The following is a 26,635-nucleotide window of genomic DNA, read 5'->3' as shown; positions in this document are numbered from 1 at the left end:
TGATCTTTGCTGTAAAGGCCCGGAACCCGGGGCAAACGCTCACGATTGCGGACGTTTGCCCCTGGAGGCTCCGGAGTCAAGCCTACGGCGTGTGAACGCGGTGCGTTACTCGCCCTTGGCCTTCGCGATGATCTCCTCGGCGACGTTCCGCGGAACCTCGGCGTAGGAGTCGAACTGCATCGAGTAGCTTGCGCGACCCGACGTCTTGCTGCGGAGGTCGCCGACGTAGCCGAACATCTCCGACAGGGGCACGAGGCCCTTCACGACGCGGGCACCAGCCCGCTCCTCCATGGCCTGGATCTGGCCACGGCGGGAGTTGATGTCGCCGATGACCTCGCCCATGTAGTCCTCGGGCGTGGTGACCTCGACGGCCATCATCGGCTCAAGGAGCACAGGGCTGGCCTTGCGCGCGGCCTCCTTGAAGGCCTGCGAACCAGCGATCTTGAAGGCGAGCTCGGAGGAGTCGACCTCGTGGTAGGCACCGTCGTGGAGGATGACACGGACACCGGTCATCTCGTAGCCGGCGAGGATGCCGAACTGCATGGCCTCCTGCGCACCGGCGTCCACCGAAGGGATGTACTCCTTCGGGATACGGCCACCGGTCACCTTGTTCACGAACTCGTACGAGGTGTCGCCACCCTCGAGCGGCTCGATGCCGATCTGCACCTTCGCGAACTGACCGGTACCACCGGTCTGCTTCTTGTGGGTGTAGTCGACGCGCTCGACGGCCTTGCGGATCGTCTCGCGGTACGCCACCTGCGGCTTGCCGACGTTGGCCTCGACCTTGAACTCACGGCGCATACGGTCGACCAGCACCTCGAGGTGCAGCTCGCCCATACCACCGATGATGGTCTGGCCGGTCTCCTCGTCCGAGTGGACCTGGAAGGACGGGTCCTCCTCGGCCAGGCGCTGGATCGCGACGCCCAGCTTCTCCTGGTCGCCCTTCGACTTGGGCTCGATGGCGACCTGGATGACCGGCGCCGGGAAGTCCATGGACTCCAGGATGACCGGGTTCTTGTCGTCGGCCAGCGTCTCACCGGTGGTGGTCTGCTTCAGGCCCATGACGGCGACGATGTCGCCGGCGCCCACCGAGTCGATCTCCTCACGCTTGTTGGCGTGCATGCGGTAGATCTTGCCGATGCGCTCCTTCTTGCCCTTGACGGAGTTCAGCACCGAGGTGCCGGACTCCAGGCGGCCCGAGTAGACCCGGACGAAGGTGAGCTTGCCGAGGTGCGGGTCGCTCATGATCTTGAACGCCAGCGCGGACAGCGGCTCGTCGTCGGACGGCTTGCGGCGGATGACCTCCTCCGGGTTGTTGACCGCGTGGCCCTCGATGGCCTCGATGTCAACGGGGGAGGGCAGGTAGCGCACGACCGCGTCGAGCAGGGGCTGGACGCCCTTGTTCTTGAACGCGGTACCGCAGAACACCGGGGTCACGGTGGTGCCGGTGCCCTTGCCGGACGCGATGGTGATACGACGGATCGCGGCGTACAGCTGCTCCTCGGAAGGCTCCTGGCCCTCCAGGTACAGCTCCATGATCTCTTCGTCGTTCTCGGCCACGGCCTCGAGCAGCTTGCCGCGCCATTCCTCGGCAGCCTCGGTGTGGGTGTCCGGGATGTCGACGGTGTCGTACATCTCGCCCTTGGTGGCCTCGGCGGACCACACGAGCGCCTTCATGCGGACCAGGTCCACGACGCCCTTGAAGTCGGCCTCGGCACCGATCGGGAGCTGCATGACGATCGGCTGCGCGCCCAGGCGGTCCGTGATCATGTCCACGCAGCGGTGGAACTCGGCGCCCGTGCGGTCGAGCTTGTTGACGAAGCAGATACGCGGAACGCCGTAGCGGTCCGCCTGACGCCACACCGTCTCGGACTGGGGCTCCACGCCGGCGACGCCGTCGAACACCGTCACGGCACCGTCGAGCACGCGCAGGGAGCGCTCCACCTCGACGGTGAAGTCGACGTGACCCGGGGTGTCGATGATGTTGATGGTGTGGTCGACGTTCTCCAGCGGCCAGTGACAGGTGGTGGCAGCAGAGGTGATCGTGATGCCACGCTCCTGCTCCTGCTCCATCCAGTCCATGGTGGCAGCGCCGTCGTGGACCTCACCGATCTTGTAGGACACACCGGTGTAGAACAGGATCCGCTCGGTGGTGGTCGTCTTGCCCGCGTCGATGTGGGCCATGATGCCGATGTTGCGCACCTTGGCCAGGTCAAGTGAAGTGGTAGCCATAAGGCTTCAGTCTTCTCTCGGTCTCGATGTGGGTAGCGACTACCAGCGGTAGTGCGCGAAGGCCTTGTTGGACTCGGCCATCTTGTGGGTGTCCTCGCGCTTCTTCACGGCCGCACCGAGGCCGTTCGAGGCGTCGAGAAGCTCGTTGAGGAGACGCTCGGTCATGGTCTTCTCGCGACGGGCGCGGGAGTAACCGACCAGCCAGCGCAGCGCCAGGGTGTTGGCGCGGCCGGGCTTGACCTCGACCGGCACCTGGTAGGTGGCGCCACCGACACGGCGGGACTTGACCTCGAGGGTCGGCTTGATGTTCTCAAGAGCGCGCTTGAGCGTGATGACCGGGTCGTTGCCGGTCTTCTCGCGCAGGCCCTCCATGGCGCCGTAGACGATGCGCTCGGCGGTGGAGCGCTTGCCGTTCAGCAGCACCTTGTTGATCAGGGAGGTCACCAGAGGAGAACCGTAGACCGGGTCGATGATGACCGGGCGCTTCGGGGCGGGGCCCTTACGAGGCATTCTTACTTCTCCTTCTTGGCGCCGTAACGGCTGCGAGCCTGCTTGCGGTTCTTGACACCCTGGGTGTCGAGCGAACCGCGGATGATCTTGTAGCGAACACCCGGCAGGTCCTTCACACGGCCGCCGCGCACGAGCACGATGGAGTGCTCCTGCAGGTTGTGTCCCTCACCCGGAATGTAAGCGGTGACCTCGATGCCGCTGGTCAGACGCACACGCGCGACCTTGCGGAGGGCCGAGTTCGGCTTCTTCGGGGTGGTCGTGAACACACGCGTGCAGACGCCGCGACGCTGGGGCGAACCCTCGAGTGCGGGCGTCTTGTTCTTCTCGACCTTGTCCTGCCGGCCCTTCCGGACCAGCTGCTGGATCGTAGGCACTACTTCTCCGGTTTCTGTGTGCCGATGGGTACAGCTAACCTGGAACGTCGCCGACCCACGCGGTCGGGTGTGTCGAATCCGCCAGACTCCCGCCGCAAGGCGGGAAGGGCGCGAATTACGGTGGCCGCTCTCGGCCCGAGTGCGGTTTGCAGGCACGCACGAGGGCCAGGGCACACCCCAGGCACAAGGTCTGAGCGTACCTACCTCATTCGCTGTGGTCAAAACAAATGGGGTTCGGAGGCCCTGGGCTGCGGAGCATGTCAAGTCGCCGTACCCTATGTGATCTTCGATTCGGAGAACGGCGGCGGCCGGCGGGGCCTCCCGCACCGCCTCAGCCGGGCGGAGCGGCCCGCGCACGGGTCCGGTGGCACACGGACCCCTCCGAGGGCCGTGCCCGCGCCGCAGCGGCCTTCCGGCCGCCCCGAGCCGCCGCTCCCGCGCTCGTCCCCGTCGACGTTCACGGAGGAAGCGGGCGTACATCGCGTCCCGGCCCTGTGCCCGGCCGTCCCGATCCCTTCCCCGGCGGGCCCGCCGCTGGCCTTCGTGCCGGCCCTGACGGGGGCCGTGACGGGCCGCCCTGGCCCTGTGCGCCGTCCGTCCGAGGCTGCACCCGCACCGAGCTCCGGGACGGCGGCGGTCCCCCGAGGCGACCGGGCGTGGCCGGCCATCGGCGCGCTGCTCCCGGACAACGCCGAAGGGCGGCCACCCCGGAGGGTGACCGCCCTTCGGCGGACGTACGCCTTACTGGTTGTACGGACCGTAGTCGTAGTCCTCCAGCGGAACGGCCTGGCCGGAGCCCGTGCCGAACGGCGAGTAGTCGATGTCGTCGTAGCCGACGGCCGAGTACATCGCGGCCTTGGCCTCCTCGGTCGGCTCGACCCGGATGTTGCGGTAGCGGGACAGACCCGTACCGGCCGGGATGAGCTTACCGATGATGACGTTCTCCTTCAGGCCGATGAGGCTGTCGGACTTGGCGTTGATCGCCGCGTCCGTCAGGACTCGGGTCGTCTCCTGGAAGGAGGCGGCCGACAGCCAGGATTCCGTCGCCAGCGAGGCCTTGGTGATACCCATCAGCTGCGGACGACCGGACGCCGGGTGACCGCCCTCCTGGACCACACGACGGTTCTCCTGCTCGAAGCGGGAGCGCTCGACCAGCTCGCCGGGCAGCAGCTCGGCATCGCCGGACTCGATGATCGTCACGCGGCGCAGCATCTGCCGGATGATGATCTCGATGTGCTTGTCGTGGATCGACACACCCTGCGAGTTGTAGACCTTCTGGACCTCGCCGACCAGGTGGACCTGGACGGCACGCTGACCCAGGATGCGCAGCACGTCGTGCGGGTTGGTGGCACCCACGGTGAGCTGCTGGCCCACCTCGACGTGGTCGCCCTCGCGGACCAGGACCTTGGCACGCTTCGAGATCGGGTACGCCGTCTCGTCGCTGCCGTCGTCCGGGGTGACGACGATCTTCTTGGTCTTCTCGGTCTCCTCGATCCGCACGCGGCCGGAGGCCTCGGAGATCGGGGCGACACCCTTCGGGGTACGGGCCTCGAAGAGCTCGACGACACGGGGCAGACCCTGGGTGATGTCGTCACCGGCCACACCACCGGTGTGGAAGGTACGCATCGTCAGCTGGGTACCGGGCTCACCGATGGACTGGGCGGCGATGATGCCGACCGCCTCGCCGATGTCGACCAGCTTGCCGGTGGCCAGCGAACGGCCGTAGCACATCGCGCAGGTACCGACGGCGGACTCGCAGGTCAGGACCGAGCGGGTCTTGACCTCCTCGACGCCACGGCCGACGAGCTCCTCGATGAGGACGTCGCCCAGGTCGGTGCCGGCCGGGGCCAGCACCTGGCCGTCGACCACGATGTCCTCGGCGAGGCAGCGCGCGTACACGGACGTCTCGACGTCCTCCGCCTTGCGCAGCACGCCGTCGGCGCCGCGGTCGGCGATCCGCAGCTTGAGGCCACGGTCGGTGCCGCAGTCCTCCTCGCGGATGATGACGTCCTGCGAGACGTCGACCAGACGACGGGTGAGGTAACCCGAGTCGGCGGTACGCAGAGCGGTGTCCGCCAGACCCTTACGGGCACCGTGCGTGGAGATGAAGTACTCCAGCACGGACAGACCCTCACGGAACGAGGCCTTGATGGGCCGCGGGATCGTCTCGTTCTTCGCGTTCGACACCAGACCACGCATACCGGCGATCTGCCGCATCTGCATCATGTTTCCTCGGGCACCCGAGTCAACCATCATGAAGATGGGGTTGGTCTTGGGGAAGTTCTCGTTCATCGCCTCGGCGACCTCGTTGGTCGCCTTGGTCCAGATCGCGATGAGCTCCTGAGTGCGCTCTTCCTTGGTGATCAGACCGCGCTCGTACTGCTTCTGGACCTTCTCGTCCTGCGCCTCGTAGCCCTTGACGATCTCCTTCTTCGCCTCGGGAACGACGACGTCGGAGATGGCCACGGTGACACCGGAACGGGTCGCCCAGTAGAAGCCGGCCGCCTTCAGGTTGTCGAGCGTCGCCGCCACGATGACCTTGGGGTAGCGCTCGGCCAGGTCGTTGACGATCTCGGAGAGCTGCTTCTTGCCCACCGAGTAGTCGACGAACGGGTAGTCCTCGGGCAGCAGCTCGTTGAAGAGCGCGCGGCCCAGGGTGGTGCGCAGGCGGAACGAGTCACCCTGCTGCCACTCGGGCTCGCCCTCCTCGCGCGCCGGCGGGGTCCAGCCGCGCGGCGGGATGGTGCCCACCGGGAAGCGGATGTCGATCGGCGACTGCAGCGCGAGCTCGCCGGCGTCGAACGCCATGATCGCCTCGGCCGTGGAGCCGAACGCGCGGCCCTCGCCCTTGGTGTCACGCAGCTCGCCGTCGGTGGTGAGGAAGAACAGACCGAGGACCATGTCCTGGGTCGGCATCGTCACCGGACGGCCGTCGGCGGGCTTGAGGATGTTGTTCGAGGACAGCATCAGGATGCGGGCCTCGGCCTGCGCCTCCGCGGACAGCGGCAGGTGCACGGCCATCTGGTCACCGTCGAAGTCCGCGTTGAACGCGGTGCAGACGAGCGGGTGGATCTGGATGGCCTTGCCCTCGACCAGCTGCGGCTCGAAGGCCTGGATGCCGAGGCGGTGCAGGGTGGGAGCACGGTTCAGCAGAACCGGGTGCTCGGCGATGACCTCTTCGAGGACGTCGTACACGACGGTACGGCCGCGCTCCACCATGCGCTTGGCGCTCTTGATGTTCTGCGCGTGGTTCAGGTCGACCAGACGCTTCATCACGAACGGCTTGAACAGCTCCAGGGCCATCGCCTTGGGCAGACCGCACTGGTGCAGCTTCAGCTGCGGGCCGACGACGATGACGGAACGCGCCGAGTAGTCGACACGCTTGCCGAGCAGGTTCTGACGGAATCGACCCTGCTTGCCCTTCAGCATGTCGCTGAGGGACTTCAGCGGGCGGTTACCGGGGCCGGTCACCGGACGGCCGCGACGACCGTTGTCGAAGAGGGCGTCAACAGCCTCCTGAAGCATGCGCTTCTCGTTGTTGACGATGATCTCCGGGGCACCGAGGTCCAGGAGCCGCTTCAGACGGTTGTTGCGGTTGATGACACGGCGGTACAGGTCGTTCAGGTCGGAGGTCGCGAAGCGGCCACCGTCCAGCTGCACCATCGGACGCAGGTCCGGCGGGATGACCGGGACGCAGTCCAGGACCATGCCCTTGGGGCTGTTGGAGGTCTGCAGGAACGCGGAGACGACCTTCAGCCGCTTCAGGGCACGGGTCTTCTTCTGGCCCTTGCCGGTGCGGATGATCTCGCGGAGACGCTCGGCCTCCTCCTCGAGGTCGAAGGACTCCAGGCGCTTCTGCAGCGCCGCGGCACCCATCGAGCCGTCGAAGTACGTGCCGAAGCGGTCACGCAGCTCGCGGTAGAGCAGCTCGTCGCCCTCCAGGTCCTGGACCTTGAGGTTCTTGAACCGGCTCCACACCTCGTCGAGGCGGTCGATCTCGCGCTGCGCGCGGTCGCGCAGCTGCTTCATCTCGCGCTCGGCACCCTCGCGCACCTTGCGGCGCACGTCGGCCTTGGCGCCCTCGGCCTCCAGCTCGGCCAGGTCGGACTCGAGCTTCTTGGCGCGGGCCTCCAGGTCGGCGTCCCGGCGGTTCTCGATCTGCTGCCGCTCGACCGAGACGTGCGCCTCCAGGGAGGGCAGGTCGCGGGTACGACGCTCCTCGTCCACGTACGTGATCATGTACGCGGCGAAGTAGATGACCTTCTCCAGGTCCTTCGGCGCCAGGTCCAGCAGGTAGCCGAGACGCGACGGCACACCCTTGAAGTACCAGATGTGGGTGACGGGCGCGGCCAGCTCGATGTGGCCCATCCGCTCACGGCGCACCTTGGCGCGCGTGACCTCGACGCCACAGCGCTCGCAGATGATGCCCTTGAAGCGGACGCGCTTGTACTTGCCGCAGTAGCACTCCCAGTCCCGGGTCGGACCGAAGATCTTCTCGCAGAAGAGTCCGTCCTTTTCGGGCTTCAGGGTGCGGTAGTTGATGGTCTCGGGCTTCTTGACCTCGCCGTGGCTCCACTGACGGATGTCGTCAGCGGTGGCCAGGCCGATCCGGAGCTCGTCGAAGAAGTTGACGTCGAGCACTATGCGTCAATCCCTCTCAGGGTCGAAAGTCTGTGGTCTGAAACGGGGGCCTGGGGGTCGGCGGGGCCCTGTGGGTGAGGGCCCCGCCGGACTCCCGTCAGACCTCTTCGACGCTGCTCGGCTCGCGCCGGGACAGGTCGATACCGAGCTCCTCCGCAGCGCGGAAGACGTCCTCGTCGGTGTCGCGCATCTCGATGGACATGCCGTCCGAGGACAGCACCTCCACGTTGAGGCACAGGGACTGCATTTCCTTGATGAGCACCTTGAAGGACTCGGGAATGCCGGGCTCAGGGATGTTCTCGCCCTTGACGATGGCCTCGTAGACCTTCACGCGGCCGGTGACGTCGTCGGACTTGATGGTCAGCAGCTCCTGGAGGGCGTACGCGGCGCCGTAGGCCTCGAGGGCCCACACCTCCATCTCACCGAACCGCTGGCCACCGAACTGGGCCTTACCACCCAGCGGCTGCTGGGTGATCATCGAGTACGGACCGGTCGAACGGGCGTGCAGCTTGTCGTCGACCAGGTGGTGCAGCTTGAGGATGTACATGTAGCCGACCGAGATCGGGTCCGGGAACGGCTCACCGCTACGGCCGTCGAACAGCCGCGCCTTACCGGTCGGGAGCACCATGCGCTCGCCGTCGCGGTTCGGGATGGTGTGCTGCAGCAGACCCGCCAGCTCGTCCTCGCGCGCACCGTCGAACACCGGGGTGGCGACGTTGGTGCCGGGGGCGACCTGGTCGGCGCCGATGACCTGCAGACGCTGGGCCCACTCGTCCGCCAGGCCGGAGACGTCCCAGCCGCGGCTGGCGAGCCAGCCGAGGTGGATCTCCAGCACCTGTCCCGGGTTCATTCGGGACGGCACACCCAGCGGGTTGAGGATGATGTCGACCGGGGTGCCGTCCTCCAGGAACGGCATGTCCTCGATCGGCAGGATCTTCGAGATGACACCCTTGTTGCCGTGACGGCCGGCGAGCTTGTCACCGTCGGTGATCTTGCGCTTCTGCGCGACGTAGACGCGGACCAGCTGGTTCACGCCCGGCGGCAGCTCGTCGCCCTCCTCGCGGTCGAAGACGCGCACGCCGATGACCTTGCCGGTCTCGCCGTGCGGCACCTTCAGCGAGGTGTCACGGACCTCACGGGCCTTCTCACCGAAGATCGCGCGCAGCAGGCGCTCCTCGGGCGTCAGCTCGGTCTCACCCTTCGGGGTGACCTTGCCGACGAGGATGTCACCGGCGATGACCTCGGCACCGATACGGATGATGCCGCGCTCGTCGAGGTCGGCGAGGACCTCCTCGGAGACGTTCGGGATGTCCCGGGTGATCTCCTCGGGGCCGAGCTTGGTGTCACGGGCGTCGACCTCGTGCTCCTCGATGTGGATCGAGGAGAGGACGTCGTCCTGCACGAGGCGCTGCGACAGGATGATCGCGTCCTCGTAGTTGTGACCCTCCCACGGCATGAACGCCACGAGCAGGTTCTTGCCGAGGGCCATCTCGCCGTTCTGGGTGGCCGGGCCGTCGGCGAGGACCTGGCCCTCGATGACGCGGTCGCCCTCGTTGACGATGACCTTCTGGTTGACCGAGGTGCCCTGGTTGGAGCGGGCGAACTTGGCCAGGCGGTACGTGATGTACGTGCCGTCGTCGTTGGCGGTGGTGATGTAGTCCGCGGAGACCTCCTGGACCACACCGGCCTTCTCGGCCTTGACGACGTCGCCGGCGTCGACGGCGGAGCGGTACTCCATGCCGGTACCGACGAGCGGGGCCTCCGACTTAATCAGCGGAACGGCCTGGCGCATCATGTTCGCGCCCATGAGGGCACGGTTGGCGTCGTCGTGCTCGAGGAAGGGGATCATGGCGGTCGCGACCGACACCATCTGGCGCGGCGAGACGTCCATGTAGTCCACGTCCTCGGGGCCGACGTAGTCGACCTCGCCGCCACGACGGCGGACGAGCACGCGGCTCTCCTCGAACCGGAGGTCGTTCGTCAGCGGCGCGTTGGCCTGCGCGATGACGAAGCGGTCCTCCTCGTCGGCGGTCAGGTAGTCGACCTCGTCGGTGACCTGGCCGTCGATGACCTTGCGGTACGGGGTCTCGACGAAACCGAACGCGTTGACCCGGCCGTAGGAGGCGAGCGAGCCGATCAGACCGATGTTCGGGCCTTCAGGGGTCTCGATCGGGCACATGCGGCCGTAGTGCGACGGGTGCACGTCACGGACCTCGAAGCCGGCCCGCTCACGGGAGAGACCACCCGGGCCAAGAGCCGACAGACGGCGCTTGTGGGTGAGACCCGACAGCGGGTTGTTCTGGTCCATGAACTGCGACAGCTGGCTGGTGCCGAAGAACTCCTTGATGGAGGCGACGACCGGCCGGATGTTGATCAGGGTCTGCGGCGTGATCGCCTCGACGTCCTGGGTGGTCATCCGCTCGCGGACGACACGCTCCATACGCGCCAGACCCGTGCGGACCTGGTTCTGGATCAGCTCGCCGACGCTGCGCAGGCGCCGGTTGCCGAAGTGGTCGATGTCGTCGGTCTCGACGACGACCGTCTCGCCGTTGTCACCGCTGGTCTCGGTCTCGCCGGCGTGCAGCTTCACCAGGTACTTGATCGTCGCGATGATGTCCTCGACGGTCAGGATGCCCGCGTCCAGCGGGGTGTCCGTACCCAGCTTCTTGTTGACCTTGTAGCGGCCGACCTTGGCCAGGTCGTAGCGCTTCGGGTTGAAGTAGAGGTTCTCCAGCAGCGTCTGCGCGGCCTCACGCGTGGGGGGCTCGCCCGGACGCAGCTTGCGGTAGATGTCGAGCAGCGCGTCGTCCTGGCCCTGGGTGTGGTCCTTCTCCAGGGTGGCGCGCATCGACTCGTACTCGCCGAACTCCTCAAGGATCTGCTCGGTCGTCCAGCCGAGCGCCTTCAGCAGCACGGTGACCGACTGCTTGCGCTTGCGGTCGATACGGACACCGACCATGTCGCGCTTGTCGATCTCCATCTCCAGCCAGGCACCCCGGGACGGGATGATCTTGGCGGAGAAAATGTCCTTGTCGGACGTCTTGTCGATGGAGGAGTCGAAGTAGACACCGGGGGAACGGACCAGCTGCGACACCACGACACGCTCGGTGCCGTTGATGACGAAAGTGCCCTTGTTCGTCATGAGCGGGAAGTCGCCCATGAAGACGGTCTGGGACTTGATCTCACCGGTCTCGTTGTTGGTGAACTCGGCGGTGACGAAGAGCGGGGCGGCGTACGTGAAGTCGCGCTCCTTGCACTCGTCGATCGAGTTCTTCGGCGGCTCGAAGCGGTGGTCCCGGAACGTCAGCGACATCGACCCGGAGAAGTCCTCGATCGGGGAGATCTCCTCGAAGATCTCCTCCAGACCGGACTTGGTGGGGACGTCCTGACCGTTCTCAAGGGCCTCCTCGACCCGAGTCTGCCAGGCGGTGTTGCCGAGCAGCCAGTCAAAGCTCTCGGTCTGCAGCGCGAGCAGGTTCGGAACCTCGAGGGGCTCCTTGATCTTTGCAAAGGAGATGCGCAGCGGGGCGGTGCTGGCGCCGTTGTTCGTATTCGCGGTCGAGGCAGTGCGCGAGGCGGCCAAGAGGGGGTCCTTCCGAGGGCTCGGACTCACTACGCGCGTACCGGTCCCTCTCCCGTACACAGGGACGGAAGCCCCAGGTCAGGGGGGCTCGGTCGACTGTGCTCAAGTGAGGGCAGACCCCTGGTGACGGGCAGGGGACAGCTAACAGGCAGCGCAAAGGGTCAGTGTAGCCACTTGGCACACTGATGTCCAGTGCGGGTTTTCGAAGACCCTCGTTGTCCTCAACGCCCTTGTCAACGCCCTCGGCATCCTGCCCTCAACGCACGGTGATACTGCCCTCTTCGTCGTGGATCCATGCCTCGGATTCGGATCCTTGTGACGACGCGTCCTGAGAATTGCGCGCTGCGTGCGGTTCGTCAAGGGTTCCTTGCCGGAACCGGGTCATCCGGAGACACGACGAAGATCACCTTACCCCCCACGAACACAGGTGCAAGGCAGCCCTCGCCGGGCCCCGGGGAACGCCGAAGGGCGACCACCCGGATGGATGATCGCCCTTCGGTGCGTTCGCGTTACAGCCCTAGCGGGCCGTTTCCACGGTCGCGAAGGTCTTACTTGACCTCGACGGACGCGCCGGCGCCCTTGAGGGCCTCGGCGGCCTTGTCCGCGGCCTCCTTGTTGACCTTCTCCAGGACCGGCTTCGGGGTGCCGTCCACGAGGTCCTTGGCCTCCTTCAGACCCAGGGAGGTCAGCTCACGCACGACCTTGATGACCTGGATCTTCTTGTCGCCGGCACCGGTGAGGATGACGTCGAACTCGTCCTTCTCCTCCTCGGTCTCGGCAGCGGCGCCACCAGCGGCACCACCGGCGACGACGACCGGCGCGGCAGCGGCGGCGGTGACGTCGAACTTCTCCTCGAAGGCCTTCACGAACTCGGAGAGCTCGATGAGGGTCATCTCCTCGAACTGGGCGAGCAGGTCTTCCTGGCTGAGCTTCGCCATGATGGCGGTCCTTCCACTCAAATCGGCAGGTGCCGGATGTACTGGGTAAGGCGGGCGTACGTCGGCCCGCTGCGACCCGCGCCGACGGTGCGGGTCAGAAAGCGAGCCGAATTACTCGGCACCGCCCTGCTCGGCCTGCTTGGCGCGCAGCGCGTCCACGGTGCGGACGAGCTTCGACGGCAGCGCCTGGAAGACGGAGGCAGCCTGGGACTGCTTCGCCTTGAAGGCACCGGCCAGCTTGCTGAGCAGAACCTCGCGGGACTCGAGGTCCGCAAGCTTCTTGATCTCGTCGGCGGAGAGGGCCTTGCCCTCCAGGACACCGCCCTTGATGACGAGATTGGGGTTGTCCTTGGCGAAGTCACGCAGACCCTTCGCCGACTCCACCGGGTCACCGGTGACGAAGGCGACGGCCGTCGGGCCAGCGAAGAGCTGGTCCTCCAGCGTGATCCCGGCCTCCTTGGCCGCAATCTTGGTCAGCGTGTTCTTCACCACGGCGTACTGGGCGTTCTCACCGAGCGACCGGCGCAGCGTCTTGAGCTGCGCCACGGTGAGACCGCGGTACTCGGTCAGCACGGCGGCGTTGGAGCTGCGGAACTTGTCCGTCAGCTCCGCAACCGCGGCAGCCTTGTCGGGCCTCGCCATAGAGCCTCGGCCTCCTTCCGGGTGATTCGGACCGCGCGGACCCGAAGGAGGACTGGGTAAAACGAAACGCCCCGGCGCAGGCGCTCGGGGCGGACTCGACCGGCCGCACACGCGCTCGGCGCGCGCACTCCGGGAGTTCTTCCACAGTCACCTGCGCGGGTCGCCCACTTTTCAGCGGATCCTTCGGCCACCGCACCCTCGTTCGAGCGCACGGCAACGACCAGCGGTCTTTGGCTTCTCGAAGAGACTACGGGACGCAGGCTCGATCGAGCAAATCGACCGTTTGGACCCGGTCCGACTGGGGCAACGGGGGTCTGCCGATCGGGGCAGCACGGGTCTGCCGACTCGGGCGACGCAGGCCTACCGGCCGGGGCAGCACAAGTCTTCCGGCCTGGGCAGCAGGGGCCTGCCGGTCTGGGCTACGGGGGCCTGCCGGCCGGGGCAACGCTGGTCTGCCGGCCGGGACGACGCGAGTCTTCCGGCCTAGGCAGCGGGGACCTGCCGGTCTGGGCTACGGGAGCCTGTCGGGCCGAGGCAACGCAGGTCTACCGATCGAGGCAGCGCGGGCCTGCCGATCGAGGCAGCGCGGGTCTGCCGACCGGGGCGACGGGGGCCTGTCGATCGGGGCGACGGGAGCCTGCCAGCCGGGGCAACGCAGGTCTGCCGACCCGGGCAACGCAGGCCTGCCGAACCGGGCGACGGGCCCCTGTCGGGCCGAGGCAACGCAGGCCTGCCGATCGAGGCAGCGCGGGTCGCCGATCGAGGCAGCGCGGGCCTGCCGACCGGGGCGACGGGGGTCTGCCGGTCTGGGCGACGGGAGCTGTCAACCGAGGCGACGCAGGCCTACCGACCGGGGCAACGCAGGCCTACCGGCCGGGACGACGCAAGTCTTCCAGCCAAGGCAGCGGGGACCTGCCCGTCTGGGCGACGGGAACTTGTCGACCGTGGCAACGCGCGCCTTCCGACTGGAGCGACGGAGACCTGCCGACCGGAGCAGCGCAGCCTCCCGGCCTAGGCAGCGGGAGCCTGCCGATCGGGGGCAACGCAGGTCTACCGGCCCGGGCGACGGGAGCCTGCCGGCCGAGGCAACGCAGGCCTACCGGCCGGGACGACGCAAGCCCTCCGAGCGGGCAGCATCGGCTTCCGACCAAGGCAGCGGAGCCCGCCCACCGGGGCGACGCCGGCCCGCCGACCTGGGAGACGTCGGCCCGCCCACCGGGGCAACGCAGGCCCGCCGACTGGGAGACGTCGGCCCGCCCATCGGAGCGACGCGGGCCCGCCGACCGGGGTAAGGGCTGCTTGCCGCCGGTCCTGGCCCCAGACGGACAGCCGGGCCCCCTCGGGGGCGCTGAGCGCTTCCGAGGGGGCCTGGAGAGCCGTCGGTCAGGGTGACCGCTGCGGACGGATCAGGAGGTGGTGCCGGTGCCGCCCGCCAGTCCGCCGGACTTCATCATGTCCCCGAAGTCCTTGGTGTCGCTCGCCGGGGGCGCCTCGGCGGTGACCTTCACTCCGTAGTCGCTGTAGAGCGTCGTGTTGGTCATGGCGCCGTTGGCCGTGTCGGCCTTCTCGGTCTTCTTGACCAGCAGGTCCTGGTCGTTGATCCAGACGTCGACGGTCTCGGTGGTGACGCCGGCCTGGGTGAGCTGCTTCTTCAGGGCGGACATCTGGTCGGCGCTGAGGTCGCTGGACTTCTCGGCGAGGTCGGCGATGTCGACCTTGCCCGAGTAGTGCGTGGTGTGGGCGCCGGAGACCGTCTCCTCGCCGACCTTCTTGACGTCGCCGGAGGCCAGCAGCAGCTTCACGGACTGGTTCGGCGTGGAGTTCTGGAGCTGGTCCTTCATGTACGACCCGGAGGCGCCGCCGAGCTTGGCGAGGTCGTCGTAGGAGTACTTGATCCAGTGCTTGCCGCCGCCCGCCTGCTGGGCGTACGCGTCGCTCATGTGCGCGTAGTAGGCGTCCGGCAGATACCGGGCCTCCATGGAGGAGGTGCCGGCCTGCTTCATCAGCTCGGCCATCTTGCCGCCGGTGTACGTGATGGTGAGGTTGCCCTTGAGGCCGTCGCCCCAAGTAAGGGCGCCGTTCGCGGTCATCGCCATCACTTCGCCGACGGAGGTCGTGGAGCGCACCTTGGCCGAGTCGGCCTTGTCGGTGGACTTCTCGGCGGAGCGCAGGGCGGCTATGGGGCTCACGTGGGTCATGGTCTTGCCGGCCGCCTTGTCACCGCCCTTGTCCGAGTCGGAGGAGCCGCAGGCGGCCACTCCGGTCAGCGCGGCCACCACCGCGATGGAAAGGGCCGTGCGACGCGCGGTCGTGCTGTTCATCTGCTCCCACCCCAATTGCGTGTCCTGTGCCTGCACCGTAACCCAGGCCACTGACAGTCGTACGAAAGGTCGTACAAAGAAAGGACGGGCCCGGAACCTCGGAGGTTCCAGGGCCCGCCCTGTTCTTTACGCGTCGCTGACGCGGCTACCGGCAGAGCCTCAGGCTCAGACGGCGGCCGGGTCCTCCTCGACCAGGAGGTTGCGAGTGCGGTTCGGGTCGACCGGAATGCCGGGGCCCATCGTGGTGGTGATGGCGGCCTTCTTGATGTAGCGACCCTTGGCGGCGGACGGCTTCAGACGGAGGATCTCCTCCAGCGCGGCGCCGTAGTTCTCCACCAGCTTGGCGTCGTCGAAGGACGACTTGCCGATGATGAAGTGCAGGTTCGAGTGCTTGTCGACGCGGAACTCGATCTTGCCGCCCTTGATGTCGGTGACGGCCTTGGCGACGTCGGGGGTGACGGTGCCGGTCTTCGGGTTCGGCATCAGACCACGCGGGCCGAGGACGCGGCCGAGGCGGCCGACCTTGCCCATGAGGTCCGGGGTCGCGACGACGGCGTCGAAGTCCAGACGGCCCTTCGAGACCTCGTCGATCAGCTCGTCGGCGCCGACGATGTCGGCGCCCGCGGCACGCGCGGCCTCGGCACGGTCGCCGGTCGCGAAGACCAGGACCCGGGCGGTCTTACCGGTGCCGTGCGGAAGGTTCACGGTGCCACGGACCATCTGGTCGGCCTTGCGCGGGTCGACACCCAGACGGAAGGCGACCTCGACGGTGGCGTCGAACTTGGTCGTGGAGGTCTCCTTGGCGAGACGGACGGCTTCGAGCGGGGCGTAGAGCTTCTCCCGGTCGATCTTGGCGTCCGCAGCGCGGAGAGCCTTGCTGCGCTTGCTCACAACTTGCTCCTGTGTGTTCTGAAAGGAGTCGTGGTCCTTGGGCCGAGCAGGCCCTGCCACGTGCGGCTACGTTTCGCGGGCAGCCGCATGACTACGAGTGGGTTGAGGTCAGCCCTCGACCGTGACGCCCATGGAGCGCGCGGTACCGGCGATGATCTTCGCCGCGGCGTCCAGGTCGTTGGCGTTGAGGTCGGGCATCTTGGTCTGGGCGATCTCGCGGACCTGCGCCTCGGTGATCTTGGCGACCTTGGTCTTGTGCGGCTCGCCGGAGCCCTTCTCGACACCCGCGGCCTTGAGGATCATCTTCGCGGCCGGCGGCGTCTTGGTGATGAAGGTGAAGGAGCGGTCCTCGTAGACCGTGATCTCCACCGGGATGACCCAACCGCGCTGCGACTCGGTCGCGGCGTTGTAGGCCTTGCAGAACTCCATGATGTTGACGCCGTGCTGACCCAGCGCCGGGCCGACCGGCGGAGCCGGGTTGGCGGCGCCGGCCTGGATCTGGAGCTTGATGAGCCCCGTGACCTTCTTCTTCTTGGGAGGCATGCTCTCTCCGGGTCCTTACTGAGAGGTTGACTGCCATCCGTGCCTAGGACCTGCACCCATGGGGGCAAGATCACACAGATGGCATACCGCACCACGATAGCCGCTCTTACCACGAGAGAGGAAATCGCCCTGGTCAGGCGGGGTTCGCGGGGTCGGTGGGGTCTTCGGTCCGTCGGTCGCGCCGCACGTGTGCGGCCGCGGCCAACAGGGTGATCACGGTCGCGCCGCCCGGTACGGCGAGCAGCGCGGCCACGGTCCCGCGTCCGGTGTCCTCGGCGAGCACGACCCGCTCCGGCTCGCCCGGCGCGTGCCGTACCTCCACGGTGTCACCGTCGGCGTGTCCACGCGCGCGCGTGCCGAGCGGGAGACCGGCGGTGACCTCCTCGCCCGCCAACGGGAAGGTGACGCCGCACCGGCCCAGGACGCAGGTCCCCGCGTGGAAGGTGGCCTCGGCCGGCTCCGCGCCCCGCAGCCCGGTCCGCAGCCAGGCCGCCGGGAGGAAGACGGCGTACACCGCCGCGAGCAGCGCCAGGGCGGCCACGGCGCCGAGTGCGGCGGGCCGGACACGGCGAGAGCGCCCCGGCGCGGTGCTGACCGGCGGGGCGCTCTCGGGGGACGGCTTCAGTTCTTCTGGATCTGGTCGAAGGACAGCTCGACCGGCGTCTCGCGGCCGAAGATCTCGACCAGACCCTTGACCTTCTTCGAGTCGGGGTTGATCTCGTTGATCGTCGCCTGGAGCGTGGCGAACGGGCCGTCGGTGACGGTGACCGAGTCGCCGACCTCGAAGTCCAGGACCTGGACCTCGACCTTGCGCTGCGGGGCGGGCTTGCCCTCGGCCTCGGCGGCCTCGCGGGCGGCCTTCTCCTCGGCCTCCGGGGCGAGCATCTTGACGATCTCGTCCAGGGTCAGCGGGTACGGGTCGTAGGCGTTGCCGACGAAGCCGGTGACGCCCGGGGTGTTGCGGACGACGCCCCAGGACTCGTTGGTGAGGTCCATGCGGACCAGCACGTAACCCGGCAGCTTGTTCTGCTTGATCGTCTTGCGGTCGCCGTTCTTGATCTGGACGACCTCTTCCTGCGGCACCTCGGCCTGGAAGATGTAGTCCTCGACGTTCAGCGAGACGGCGCGCTGCTCCAGGTTGGTCTTCACGCGGTTCTCGTAGCCGGCGTAGGTGTGGATGACGTACCACTCGCCGGGCAGGGTGCGCAGTTCCTCGCGGAGGGCCTGGATCGGGTCCACCGGGGCGGCCGGCTCCTCGGCGGCCTCCTCGACGGCGGTGTCCTCGTCGGCCCCGGCGTCCTCGCCGGCCTCTTCGTCCTCGTCCTCGCCCTCGGCGTGCAGGGCGGCCTCCTCGGCCGGCTCCCCCGCCTCGGCCTCGGCAGCCTCGAACTCGTCCTGCTCGTCCGCGCCCTCGACGATGTCGAGCTCGTCGTCCGCCGTCTCGGCAGCCAGCCCGCGGGGCTCGGTGGCGTCGTCGTTCAGGTTCGGGTCAGACACGATGGCTGCTTCTTCCTGGATACATAGGGGTGGAACATGCGAAAACGGGCGCCGGTGCCACGGCGCCCTTCGCTCTTGGCTCAGCCGAAGACGTACTTGGCCGCGTGGTCGAGCCCATAGTCAATCACGGTCACCAGGGCGATCATGATGGCGACGAAGAAGATCACCACGGTGGTGTACGACGTCAGCTGGTTGCGTGTGGGCCAGACGACCTTGCGGAGTTCCGCGATGACCTGGCGGTAGAAGGTGGCGAGACGCTTCAGCGGGCCCTTCTTGGCGCGCTTGCCGCCCTTGCGGACCTTCTTCTGGGACTCGGGCACCTCGTCCTGGGCGTCAGGCGTGTCGATGGAGCCCACGGCGTCCGTCATTATCCTCACCTGATCCCGGGTCGTGGCCGTGCCGCGCCCGGTTCCTGAGCCGCACGGCGGTGCAATGCTGTACGTACATGCGCACACATCCTGGCGGTGTGTGTAGCAGGGCCGGAGGGACTTGAACCCCCAACCGCCGGTTTTGGAGACCGGTGCTCTACCAATTGAGCTACGACCCTTTGTGTGTCCCCAACGTACCGCATCCGACCGGGTGCTCGGTGTGCACCGGTTGCGCGGCGGCCGCTGGAGGCCAACGAGGTGAGAGTGTACGTGGTCCGCGGCCCGGCGTCGAACAGAAAGTGCCCGTGGGGAGCGCCGTGACCAAAGATCGTCCTGGCCGGGGGCCGGATTCGGATCCGTGTTCACGCCTCGACCCTTCCTGTTCAGTCTGTGAAACCCGTGTGCCGGGGGCTTTTCGTGTCTGGAACGATGGGCCGCATGAGCGCTGCAACCCCACCCACCGAGCGCCGGGTCTCCGCCCGAGTCGGCGCGATCTCCGAGTCCGCCACCCTCGCCGTGGACGCCAAGGCCAAGGCCCTGAAGGCCGCCGGGCGTCCGGTGATCGGCTTCGGCGCCGGTGAGCCCGACTTCCCGACCCCGGACTACATCGTCGAGGCGGCCGTCGAGGCCTGCAAGAACCCGAAGTACCACCGCTACACCCCGGCCGGCGGCCTGCCCGAGCTGAAGGCCGCGATCGCCGCGAAGACGCTGCGCGACTCCGGCTGGGAGCCCGACGTCTCGCAGATCCTCGTCACCAACGGCGGCAAGCAGGCCATCTACGAGGCGTTCGCCGCGATCCTCGACCCGGGCGACGAGGTCATCGTCCCGGCGCCGTACTGGACGACGTACCCGGAGTCGATCCGCCTGGCCGGCGGTGTCCCGGTCGAGGTCGTCGCCGACGAGACGACCGGCTACCGGGTCTCGGTCGAGCAGCTGGAGGCCGCGCGCACGGAGAAGACGAAGGTCGTGCTCTTCGTCTCCCCGTCCAACCCTACCGGCGCGGTGTACTCCGAGTCCGAGACCGAGGCGATCGGACGCTGGGCCCTGGAGCACGGCCTGTGGGTGCTCACCGACGAGATCTACGAGCACCTGGTCTACGGCGACGCGGCCGCCGTGTCCCTGCCGGGGCTCTTCCCCGAGCTGCGCGACAAGTGCGTCGTCGTCAACGGGGTGGCGAAGACGTACGCCATGACCGGCTGGCGCGTGGGCTGGGTCATCGGCCCGAAGGACGTCGTCAAGGCCGCGACCAACCTGCAGTCGCACGCCACCTCGAACGTCTCCAACGTCGCCCAGGTGGCCGCCCTGGCCGCCGTCTCCGGTGACCTGGAGGCCGTGGCGACGATGCGCGAGGCCTTCGACCGGCGCCGCAGGACGATCGTGCGGATGCTCAACGACATCGACGGCGTGGTCTGCCCGGAGCCCGAGGGCGCGTTCTACGCCTACCCGTCGGTCAAGGCGCTGCTCGGCAAGGAGATCCGCGGCAAGCGCCCGAAGGACACCGTCGAGCTGGCCGCGCTGATCCTGGAGGAGGCCGAGGTCGCGGTCGTCCCGGGCGAGGCCTTCGGCACGCCGGGCTACCTGCGGCTGTCGTACGCGCTCGGCGACGAGGACCTCGTCGAGGGCGTGAGCCGGATGCAGAAGCTGCTGGCGGAGGCACGGGACTAGTTCCCGGCCGCTACGCGCGCGTGCGGGCCGTCTCCCTATAGGGGAGGCGGCCCGCTTCTGTGTGCGAGCAAGACCACGTACGGGGAAACGGCTACCGGGACGGCAGGGACGTACGGCAGGATCTGGGAATGGAGCGTGTACGTGATCTGTCCGAGCTGCCGAAAGCCCATCTGCACCTGCACTTCACCGGCTCGATGCGGCCGGGAACGGTCCTGGAACTGGCCGACAAGTACGGCGTCCGCCTGCCCGACGCGCTGACGGACGCTCTCACCAGCGGGGAACCACCGAAGCTGCGCGCCACGGACGAGCGGGGCTGGTTCCGCTTCCAGCGGCTGTACGACGCGGCGCGCTCCTGTCTGCGCGAGCCGGAGGACATCCAGCGCCTGGTCCGGGAGGCCGCCGAGGAGGACCTGCGGGACGGCTCGGGCTGGCTGGAGATCCAGGTGGACCCGACGTCGTACGCGCCCCGGCTGGGCGGTCTGATCCCGGCTCTGGAAGTCATCCTGGACGCGGTGGACACGACGTCCCGGGAGACCGGGCTCGGCATGCGGGTGCTGGTGGCCGCGAACCGGATGAAGCACCCGCTGGACGCGCGCACGCTGGCCCGGCTGGCGGTGCGGTACGCGGACCGGGGCGTGGTCGGCTTCGGGCTCTCTAACGACGAGCGGCGGGGCATGGCGCGGGACTTCGACCGGGCCTTCCACATCGCGCGGGAGGGCGGTCTGCTGTCGGCGCCGCACGGCGGCGAGCTGACCGGTCCCGCGTCGGTGCGGGACTGCCTCGACGATCTGCACGCCGCGCGGATCGGGCACGGGGTGCGGGCGGCGGAGGACCCGCGGCTGCTGAAGCGGCTGGCCGACCGGGGCGTGACCTGCGAGGTGTGCCCGGCCTCGAACGTGGCGCTCGGCGTGTACGAGAAGCCGGACGACGTCCCGTTGCGCACGCTCTTCGAGGCCGGCGTCCCGATGGCGCTGGGCGCCGACGACCCGCTTCTGTTCGGCTCCCGGCTGGCGGCCCAGTACGAGATCGCCCGCCACCACCACGGCTTCACGGACGCGGAACTCGCGGAGCTGGCCCGGCAGTCGGTGCGCGGTTCGGCCGCCCCGGAGGAGGTCAGGAAGCGGCTGCTGGCCGGCGTGGACGACTGGCTGGCGCGCCCGGCGGCCTGAAGTGGGCGTACGGCGGATAGGCCTTGAAGCAGGTCATCACCTCGACCGGGTGGCCGCCGCCGGGCGTGTCGGCCAGCGGGAACATCGACCCCATGTAGGCCGTGTGTCCCTGACCGACGCCCTTCTGGTGCGGGCCGTGGCCGGCCGCCTGGGCGAGCGAGACCGCCATGCCGGCGAACATGTCCCGGTCACCGAAGAAGAAGAGCGTACGCGCGTGCGTGGCGTGCCTCAGCTCGTCCCGGGAGCCGGTCCGCTCCTGGCGGGCGCGCCAGGCCGCGGCGTCCCGCGCGGTGCGCGCCTCGTCGGTGCGGACGGTGAGCGGGGTGCCCTGCCGTAGCCTGCGCCGCAGTTCGGGCCACTGGCTGGGGCGCAGTCCGAGGCTGTGGTGGGCGAGGACCAGGTCGACCGGTTCGCCGACGCCCTCGTCGGGCGGGACCCCGTCGCGCAGCGGCACGTGGACGACGGTGTGCCGGGAGCAGGCGGCGAAGGAGAACAGGCCGGCGAGCCGGTTCAGCCCGTCGTGGTCGCCGAGCAGCAGGCCGATGGGGTCGGGTGCGCGCAGCGAGGTGTGGCGCAGGGGGTGCCGGGGCTGGACGATCCGGTGCTCGTGCGGTCCGGTGCGGGGCCGGAACTCGCGCAGCCTCAACCGCATGGACGGAACCTCATGGGCAGCATGATCACGACTGTGCGGGCTGAGGGGCAACGGAGATTCCGCCCAGCAGGGTCCGCGCGAGCCGGGCGGCGAACTCGTCCACGGGCGGGCGTTCGCCGCTCTCGGTGGCGTCGTAGGCGAACGCGCGCTGGGCGCAGGCGCCGACGAGCAGGGAGGCGGCGGCGTAGGTGTCGGCGTCGGCGCGGACGCGGCCGGCGGCCTGTTCGGCGCGGAGGTAGGCGTCCAGACCCTGGATGGGCAGGTGGGGCCCGGAGCCGAGGGTGCGCAGGGCGTCGTCGTGGCGCCGTTTGAGCTGGGTCTCGGCGTACAGCGAGGCGGCGATCGGGAAGCTCTGCTCGTAGAAGAGGGCGGCCTGGCGGGCGATGTCGGTGAGGTTCGCCTCCAGCGTGCCCCGGCCGGGCCGGGCGGCGAGGCTGTCGAGGAGCGGGGTGAGCCGGGGCAGGCGTTCGGTGAGGACCCGGACGAACAGCTCTTCCTTGCTGTCGAAGTGCTTGTAGAGGGCGGCTTCGGAGCAGCCGGCTTCGCGGGCGATCTCCTTGGTGGTGGCGCGGGCGAGTCCGACGGTGAGCATCAGCTCGTGGGCGGCGTCGAGGATGCGGACACGCGCCGGCTTCGTCTCCATGGGACTCCGTTCGGGCCTTGACGGGTGGGTGAGTGTTTACCCACTCTAGACGCGAAGGGGGTGAGTGAGTACTCACCCACCAGGAGATCGCAGGGGGAAGGCCAGGCATGAAGCTCACTGTTTTCGGCGCAACGGGAGGGATCGGCCGGGAGTTGGTCCGCCAGGCCCTGGACGCCGGTCACGAGGTCACGGCGGTCGTGCGCGACCCGGCCCGGCTCGGTGTCACCGGCGGCCGCCTGGAGGTCGTCCGCAGCGGCCTGACCGACCCGGAGGAGCTGCGCGGCGCCGTCCGGGGCCGGCACGCCGTGCTGTCGGGGCTGGGCGCGCGCAGCCGCAAGGACGCCGGGGTGGCGACCCGGCTGACCCGTACCGTCCTCGCCGCGATGGAGGCCGAGGGCGTGCGCCGGCTGCTGGTGGTCAGCGCCGGCCCGGTCGGCCCGGCTCCGGCGGGCGACGGCCCGCTGGACCGGGCGGTGCGGGGCCTGGTGTCGGCGATCCTGAAGGACGTCTACGCCGACCTGCGCGAGATGGAGGCCGAGCTGGCCGCCAGCGGCACGGACTGGACGTCCGTGCGTCCGCCGCGGCTGCAGGACAGGCCGCTCACCGGCCGCTACCGCACCGTCGTCGGCGGCTTCCCGCCCCGGGGGCGCTTCATCGCGCGCGCGGACGTCGCGCACGCGATGCTGTCGATGATCGACGCCGAGGAGACCCTGAAGCAGGGGGTCGGGGTGGCGTACTGAGCCGGCGCCGCTAGAGGCTGACGCCCACGGTCACCGGCTCGTTGACCAGCGTGATCCCGAAGGCCTCACGCACCCCGGCGACCACCTCGCGGGCCAGGGCCAGCAGGTCCTCCGTGGTGGCGGCACCTCGGTTGGTGAGGGCGAGGGTGTGCTTGGTGGAGATGCGGGCGGGGCCGGTCCCGTAACCCTTGGTGAAGCCCGCCTTGTCGATCAGCCAGGCGGCGGAGGTCTTCGTACGGCCCGCACCCGCCGGGTAGGCGGGCGGCTCGACGCCGTCGCCCAGCCGTTCGCGTACGCGCGCGTGGAACCCGGCGAACTGCTCGTCGGTGAGGATCGGGTTGGTGAAGAAGGACCCGGCCGACCAGGTGTCGTGGTCCTCGGGGTCGAGCACCATGCCCTTCCCCGCGCGCAGCTTCAGCACGGTCTCGCGGGCGTCGGCCAGCGGCACCCGGTCGCCGGGCTCCACGCCCAGCGCGCGGGCCGTCTCGGCGTACCGGACGGGCGCGGACAGCCCGCCCGCGTCCTCCAGTCCGAAGCGGACCCGGAGTACGACGTAACGCTCGGGATCGGCCTTGAAGCGGCTGTGCCGGTACGAGAAGGCGCACTCCTCGTTCGTCAGCGTGACGGTCTCGCCGGCCCGCCGGTCGTACGCGATCACCTCGGTGATCGTCGAGGAGACCTCCTGGCCGTAGGCGCCCACGTTCTGGATCGGCGTGGCGCCGGCGGATCCGGGGATGCCGGCCAGGCACTCGACTCCGGCGAGCCCGGCCTCGACGGTGCGGGCGACGGCGTCGGTCCACACCTCGCCGGCCGCCACCTCCAGCGTCGTGCCGCGCAGCTCGATTCCGCGCGTGGCGATGCGCAGGGCGGTGCCGTCGAAGCCCTTGTCGCCGATGACCAGGTTCGATCCGCCGCCGATGACCAGCAGCGGCGTACCGCTGTCGTCGGCCTCGCGGACGGCGGCGATCACCTCGGCGTCGGTCGCGGCGGTCACCAGCCGTGTCGCGGGACCACCCAGCCGGAAGGTGGTCAGCGGGGCAAGGGGGGCGTCGTGGAGTACCTGCACGCGCCCAAGACTACGAGACCCCTCGGACGGTCCCGTGCCCCTCACCCCTTCCATCACGAGCCGCGCCCGGCGCCGGCCGGCCGGGCGTGCACACCCGCGCGACAGCACGCACGCGCGCGTGGAGCCGCCCGGCTGTGCCGGAGGTCCACGCGCGCGTGCCCGGTGCTGCCGCCCCGCCGGCTACGTCAGCTGCCGTGCCGCCTCCTCCCAGCGCACCGGCAGTTCGTCGGCGGAGGTGCTCCAGGTGGCGAACGCGACGTCGCGCATCTCGGCCGCCAGGGCGCGGGAGGTCGGCCGGTGGGCGCCGGAGCGGGCGAAGGCGTGCAGCGCGTCGGCCGATTCCCAGGCGGACAGCGTCCAGAAGGTGCGCCGCAGGGGCCGTGCCCTGAGGGTGGCCCCGTAGGCACCGGGCGCCCGGCCGACCTGGCGCCACACGGCCGGGGTGCGGGCGAGGAAGCGGAGGGCTCCCCACAGGGTGCGGGTCCGGAAGCGGGAGGCGAAGACGTGCACCTCGGTGCCGGGTGGCGGGGTGTGCGGAGCGGTCCAGGGAAGCGTGGGCATCGCGGGCTCCTCGGCGGGCGTGGCGGGTCGGCGGAGGCGGGTCGGGGTCAGCGGGAGGCGGTTTCGAGGACCGGTGCGGGCGCCTGTCCGTCCGCCGTGGCGGTCCGCCCGGCGCCTCGGCGGGCGGGGATCAGCAGGGCGGCGACGGCGGCGAGGGCGACCACCGCCGAGCCGGTGACCAGGGCCGGCCGCAGACCGTTCACGAAGCTCCGCGCGGACTCGTAGCCGCCCTGCGCGGAGAAGATCGAGGACATGACCGCGATGCCGAGCGCGCCGCCCACCTCGCGCAGCGCGTTGTTGGCGCCGGAGGCGATGCCCTGCTCCTGCGGGCGGACGCTGGACATGACCAGGTTGGCGGCCGGTGCGAAGTACAGCGCCATGCCGACGCCGCTGATGACCAGGGCGGGGAGCTGGACGCCGTAGGAGGCGTCCGCGGTGGCCACCCAGGCCATGTAGCCGAGGCCGGCGGCCTGGAGGAACAGGCCCGCGGCGACGACCGGGCGGCCGCCGATCCGGTCGGAGAGGATCCCGGCGACGGGCGCGACCAGCATCGGCATCCCGGTCCACGGCAGCATCCGCAGCCCCGCCTCGGTGGGCGAGTAGCCGAGGACGCCCTGCATGTACTGGCTGAGCAGGAAGATCGAGCCGAACATCCCGACGAACATCAGCAGGCTGGCCGCGTTGATGCCGGAGAAGGCCCGGGAGCGGAACAGCCGCATCGGGAGCATCGGGTGCGCCGCGCGGGAGCTGTAGCCGACGAAGGCCGGCAGCAGGGCGCCGCCGCCGAGGAGCGCAGTCAGCACCACGGGGTCGGTCCAGCCGTCGGCGGGCCCGCGGACCAGGCCGTACACGATGCCGAAGAGCCCGCCGCTGGCCAGCAGTGTGCCGGGGACGTCGAGCCGGGCGCCGGTGCCGTGGGACTCGGCGAGGCGCAGCCGGGCGAGCGGCAGCGCGACCAGGCCGAGCGGTACGTTCAGCCAGAAGATCCAGTGCCAGGAGACGTGCTCGGTGAGGCTGCCGCCGATGAGCGGCCCGGAGGCGACGGCGAGCCCGTTGACGGCGCCCCAGATGCCGTAGACCATTCCGCGCCTGGCCGCGGGCACGGCCGCGGTCAGCAGGGTGAGCGTGAGCGGCATCATGACGGCCGCGCCGACGCCCTGCACCGCGCGGGCGGCGATCAGGGAGCCGATGCCGGGTGCCATGGCCGCGGCGGCGGAGGCGCCGGTGAACACGGCGAGTCCGGTGATGAAGAGCCGGCGGCGCCCGAAGCGGTCGCCGAGCGCGGCGCCGAACATCAGCAGCACCGCGAAGGTGAGCGTGTAGGCGCTCACGGTCCACTCCAGGTCGTCCAGCGCGCCACCGAGGTCCTCGCGGATGGAGGGCAGGGCGGTGGTGACGACGAGGTTGTCCAGGGCCGCCATGAACCCGGCGACGCTGGTGATGACGAGGGCCCACACGGCACGCGCGCGCGTGGAGGTGGTACCGGCTGTTGCTGTCTGCTGCGACATCGCTCCCCCAGAAAGTGGCCGCTGACCGACCACCGATGGTTAGTTATTGCTTACTAACTTTCACGCCCGAGAAAAGGCGCCCCGCCCCCGC

At 69.2% G+C, this 26,635-nt stretch carries 21 protein-coding genes and 1 tRNA gene; 3 read left to right on the top strand and 19 right to left on the bottom strand.

What is annotated here, in order from left to right:
• Nucleotides 1-105: 105 nt before the first annotated feature.
• From fusA to ACZ7N4_RS25705, 14 genes are all read right to left on the bottom strand, one after another.
• Nucleotides 106-2,232 (bottom strand): elongation factor G, encoded by a 2,127-nt coding sequence (gene fusA / locus ACZ7N4_RS25770; protein WP_471361905.1) that lies wholly within the window; start codon nucleotides 2,230-2,232, stop codon nucleotides 106-108.
• Nucleotides 2,233-2,271: 39 nt separating this feature from the next.
• Nucleotides 2,272-2,742, bottom strand: a complete 471-nt coding sequence (rpsG, locus tag ACZ7N4_RS25765; RefSeq protein WP_003998848.1) for a 30S ribosomal protein S7 — start codon at nucleotides 2,740-2,742, stop codon at nucleotides 2,272-2,274.
• Between the two features lie 2 nt (nucleotides 2,743-2,744).
• The gene (gene rpsL, locus ACZ7N4_RS25760; RefSeq protein WP_003948652.1) at nucleotides 2,745-3,116 is read right to left on the bottom strand and encodes a 30S ribosomal protein S12; all 372 of its coding nucleotides are present in this window, start codon (nucleotides 3,114-3,116) and stop codon (nucleotides 2,745-2,747) included.
• 741 nt (nucleotides 3,117-3,857) lie between these two features.
• On the bottom strand, nucleotides 3,858-7,757 hold the full coding sequence (locus tag ACZ7N4_RS25755) for a DNA-directed RNA polymerase subunit beta' (RefSeq protein WP_471361902.1): 3,900 nt from the start codon (nucleotides 7,755-7,757) through the stop codon (nucleotides 3,858-3,860).
• A 97-nt stretch (nucleotides 7,758-7,854) separates the two neighbouring features.
• Nucleotides 7,855-11,340 (bottom strand): DNA-directed RNA polymerase subunit beta, encoded by a 3,486-nt coding sequence (gene rpoB, locus ACZ7N4_RS25750; protein WP_471361900.1) that lies wholly within the window; start codon nucleotides 11,338-11,340, stop codon nucleotides 7,855-7,857.
• A gap of 548 nt (nucleotides 11,341-11,888) precedes the next feature.
• Nucleotides 11,889-12,278: a 50S ribosomal protein L7/L12 gene (gene rplL / locus ACZ7N4_RS25745; RefSeq protein WP_471361897.1), complete on the bottom strand. Its 390-nt coding sequence runs from the start codon at nucleotides 12,276-12,278 to the stop codon at nucleotides 11,889-11,891.
• Nucleotides 12,279-12,389: 111 nt separating this feature from the next.
• On the bottom strand, nucleotides 12,390-12,920 hold the full coding sequence (gene rplJ, locus ACZ7N4_RS25740) for a 50S ribosomal protein L10 (protein ID WP_014674354.1): 531 nt from the start codon (nucleotides 12,918-12,920) through the stop codon (nucleotides 12,390-12,392).
• 1,406 nt (nucleotides 12,921-14,326) lie between these two features.
• Nucleotides 14,327-15,241, bottom strand: a complete 915-nt coding sequence (locus ACZ7N4_RS25735) for an SCO4651 family lipoprotein (RefSeq protein WP_471361894.1) — start codon at nucleotides 15,239-15,241, stop codon at nucleotides 14,327-14,329.
• Between the two features lie 165 nt (nucleotides 15,242-15,406).
• Nucleotides 15,407-16,132, bottom strand: coding sequence for a 50S ribosomal protein L1 (rplA, locus tag ACZ7N4_RS25730; protein WP_471361892.1), 726 nt, complete (start codon nucleotides 16,130-16,132; stop codon nucleotides 15,407-15,409).
• A 108-nt stretch (nucleotides 16,133-16,240) separates the two neighbouring features.
• Nucleotides 16,241-16,675 carry a 50S ribosomal protein L11 gene (rplK, locus tag ACZ7N4_RS25725; RefSeq protein WP_055493153.1) on the bottom strand — a complete coding sequence of 145 codons (435 nt, stop codon included), beginning with the start codon at nucleotides 16,673-16,675 and terminating at the stop codon, nucleotides 16,241-16,243.
• Between the two features lie 133 nt (nucleotides 16,676-16,808).
• Nucleotides 16,809-17,216, bottom strand: coding sequence for a hypothetical protein (locus ACZ7N4_RS25720; RefSeq protein ID WP_471361889.1), 408 nt, complete (start codon nucleotides 17,214-17,216; stop codon nucleotides 16,809-16,811).
• An 80-nt stretch (nucleotides 17,217-17,296) separates the two neighbouring features.
• The gene (nusG, locus tag ACZ7N4_RS25715) at nucleotides 17,297-18,172 is read right to left on the bottom strand and encodes a transcription termination/antitermination protein NusG (protein ID WP_471361887.1); all 876 of its coding nucleotides are present in this window, start codon (nucleotides 18,170-18,172) and stop codon (nucleotides 17,297-17,299) included.
• Between the two features lie 80 nt (nucleotides 18,173-18,252).
• Nucleotides 18,253-18,540 carry a preprotein translocase subunit SecE gene (gene secE / locus ACZ7N4_RS25710; RefSeq protein WP_471361884.1) on the bottom strand — a complete coding sequence of 96 codons (288 nt, stop codon included), beginning with the start codon at nucleotides 18,538-18,540 and terminating at the stop codon, nucleotides 18,253-18,255.
• 106 nt (nucleotides 18,541-18,646) lie between these two features.
• Nucleotides 18,647-18,719, bottom strand: a tRNA-Trp gene (locus tag ACZ7N4_RS25705).
• Between the two features lie 259 nt (nucleotides 18,720-18,978).
• Here ACZ7N4_RS25705 and ACZ7N4_RS25700 point away from each other — a divergent pair.
• Entirely contained in the window at nucleotides 18,979-20,205 is a 1,227-nt protein-coding gene (locus ACZ7N4_RS25700) for a pyridoxal phosphate-dependent aminotransferase (protein ID WP_471361881.1), read from the top strand.
• A 128-nt stretch (nucleotides 20,206-20,333) separates the two neighbouring features.
• Nucleotides 20,334-21,374 carry an adenosine deaminase gene (locus ACZ7N4_RS25695; RefSeq protein ID WP_471361878.1) on the top strand — a complete coding sequence of 347 codons (1,041 nt, stop codon included), beginning with the start codon at nucleotides 20,334-20,336 and terminating at the stop codon, nucleotides 21,372-21,374.
• Here ACZ7N4_RS25695 and ACZ7N4_RS25690 read toward each other — a convergent pair.
• Nucleotides 21,319-22,026, bottom strand: a complete 708-nt coding sequence (locus ACZ7N4_RS25690) for a hypothetical protein (RefSeq protein ID WP_471361877.1) — start codon at nucleotides 22,024-22,026, stop codon at nucleotides 21,319-21,321. The two genes, ACZ7N4_RS25695 and ACZ7N4_RS25690, sit on opposite strands and share 56 nt — an antisense overlap.
• 25 nt (nucleotides 22,027-22,051) lie before the next feature.
• On the bottom strand, nucleotides 22,052-22,669 hold the full coding sequence (locus ACZ7N4_RS25685; protein WP_471361874.1) for a TetR/AcrR family transcriptional regulator: 618 nt from the start codon (nucleotides 22,667-22,669) through the stop codon (nucleotides 22,052-22,054).
• Between the two features lie 107 nt (nucleotides 22,670-22,776).
• Here ACZ7N4_RS25685 and ACZ7N4_RS25680 point away from each other — a divergent pair, with 107 nt between their 5' ends.
• A complete protein-coding gene (locus tag ACZ7N4_RS25680; protein WP_471361872.1) occupies nucleotides 22,777-23,409 on the top strand; it encodes an NAD(P)-dependent oxidoreductase in 633 nt (210 codons plus the stop codon).
• A 10-nt stretch (nucleotides 23,410-23,419) separates the two neighbouring features.
• On the opposite strand, the gene ACZ7N4_RS25675 is transcribed toward ACZ7N4_RS25680, so the two are convergent.
• From ACZ7N4_RS25675 to ACZ7N4_RS25665, 3 genes are all read right to left on the bottom strand, one after another.
• On the bottom strand, nucleotides 23,420-24,475 hold the full coding sequence (locus ACZ7N4_RS25675) for a UDP-N-acetylmuramate dehydrogenase (protein ID WP_471361870.1): 1,056 nt from the start codon (nucleotides 24,473-24,475) through the stop codon (nucleotides 23,420-23,422).
• A 180-nt stretch (nucleotides 24,476-24,655) separates the two neighbouring features.
• Complete coding sequence (locus ACZ7N4_RS25670; RefSeq protein ID WP_471361867.1) at nucleotides 24,656-25,036, bottom strand: DUF3291 domain-containing protein; 381 nt, start codon at nucleotides 25,034-25,036, stop codon at nucleotides 24,656-24,658.
• A gap of 47 nt (nucleotides 25,037-25,083) precedes the next feature.
• A complete protein-coding gene (locus ACZ7N4_RS25665) occupies nucleotides 25,084-26,544 on the bottom strand; it encodes a DHA2 family efflux MFS transporter permease subunit (protein WP_471361864.1) in 1,461 nt (486 codons plus the stop codon).
• Nucleotides 26,545-26,635 lie beyond the last annotated feature (91 nt).

The organism is Streptomyces sp. NPDC107654, assembly GCF_055639035.1.
Note: the sequence above shows the minus strand (reverse complement) of the source record. Positions and strands in the feature narration are given on the sequence as shown.

What these genes read in the sequence shown, in the direction of transcription:
- fusA (WP_471361905.1), bottom strand. Translation starts at nt 2,232, where the DNA reads ATGGCTACCACTTCACTTGACCTGGCCAAGGTGCGCAACATCGGCATC.
- rpsG (WP_003998848.1), bottom strand. Translation starts at nt 2,742, where the DNA reads ATGCCTCGTAAGGGCCCCGCCCCGAAGCGCCCGGTCATCATCGACCCG.
- rplL (WP_471361897.1), bottom strand. Translation starts at nt 12,278, where the DNA reads ATGGCGAAGCTCAGCCAGGAAGACCTGCTCGCCCAGTTCGAGGAGATG.
- rplJ (WP_014674354.1), bottom strand. Translation starts at nt 12,920, where the DNA reads ATGGCGAGGCCCGACAAGGCTGCCGCGGTTGCGGAGCTGACGGACAAG.
- ACZ7N4_RS25735 (WP_471361894.1), bottom strand. Translation starts at nt 15,241, where the DNA reads ATGAACAGCACGACCGCGCGTCGCACGGCCCTTTCCATCGCGGTGGTG.
- rplK (WP_055493153.1), bottom strand. Translation starts at nt 16,675, where the DNA reads ATGCCTCCCAAGAAGAAGAAGGTCACGGGGCTCATCAAGCTCCAGATC.
- secE (WP_471361884.1), bottom strand. Translation starts at nt 18,540, where the DNA reads ATGACGGACGCCGTGGGCTCCATCGACACGCCTGACGCCCAGGACGAG.
- ACZ7N4_RS25700 (WP_471361881.1), top strand. Translation starts at nt 18,979, where the DNA reads ATGAGCGCTGCAACCCCACCCACCGAGCGCCGGGTCTCCGCCCGAGTC.
- ACZ7N4_RS25695 (WP_471361878.1), top strand. Translation starts at nt 20,334, where the DNA reads ATGGAGCGTGTACGTGATCTGTCCGAGCTGCCGAAAGCCCATCTGCAC.
- ACZ7N4_RS25690 (WP_471361877.1), bottom strand. Translation starts at nt 22,026, where the DNA reads ATGCGGTTGAGGCTGCGCGAGTTCCGGCCCCGCACCGGACCGCACGAG.
- ACZ7N4_RS25685 (WP_471361874.1), bottom strand. Translation starts at nt 22,669, where the DNA reads ATGGAGACGAAGCCGGCGCGTGTCCGCATCCTCGACGCCGCCCACGAG.
- ACZ7N4_RS25680 (WP_471361872.1), top strand. Translation starts at nt 22,777, where the DNA reads ATGAAGCTCACTGTTTTCGGCGCAACGGGAGGGATCGGCCGGGAGTTG.
- ACZ7N4_RS25670 (WP_471361867.1), bottom strand. Translation starts at nt 25,036, where the DNA reads ATGCCCACGCTTCCCTGGACCGCTCCGCACACCCCGCCACCCGGCACC.
- ACZ7N4_RS25665 (WP_471361864.1), bottom strand. Translation starts at nt 26,544, where the DNA reads ATGTCGCAGCAGACAGCAACAGCCGGTACCACCTCCACGCGCGCGCGT.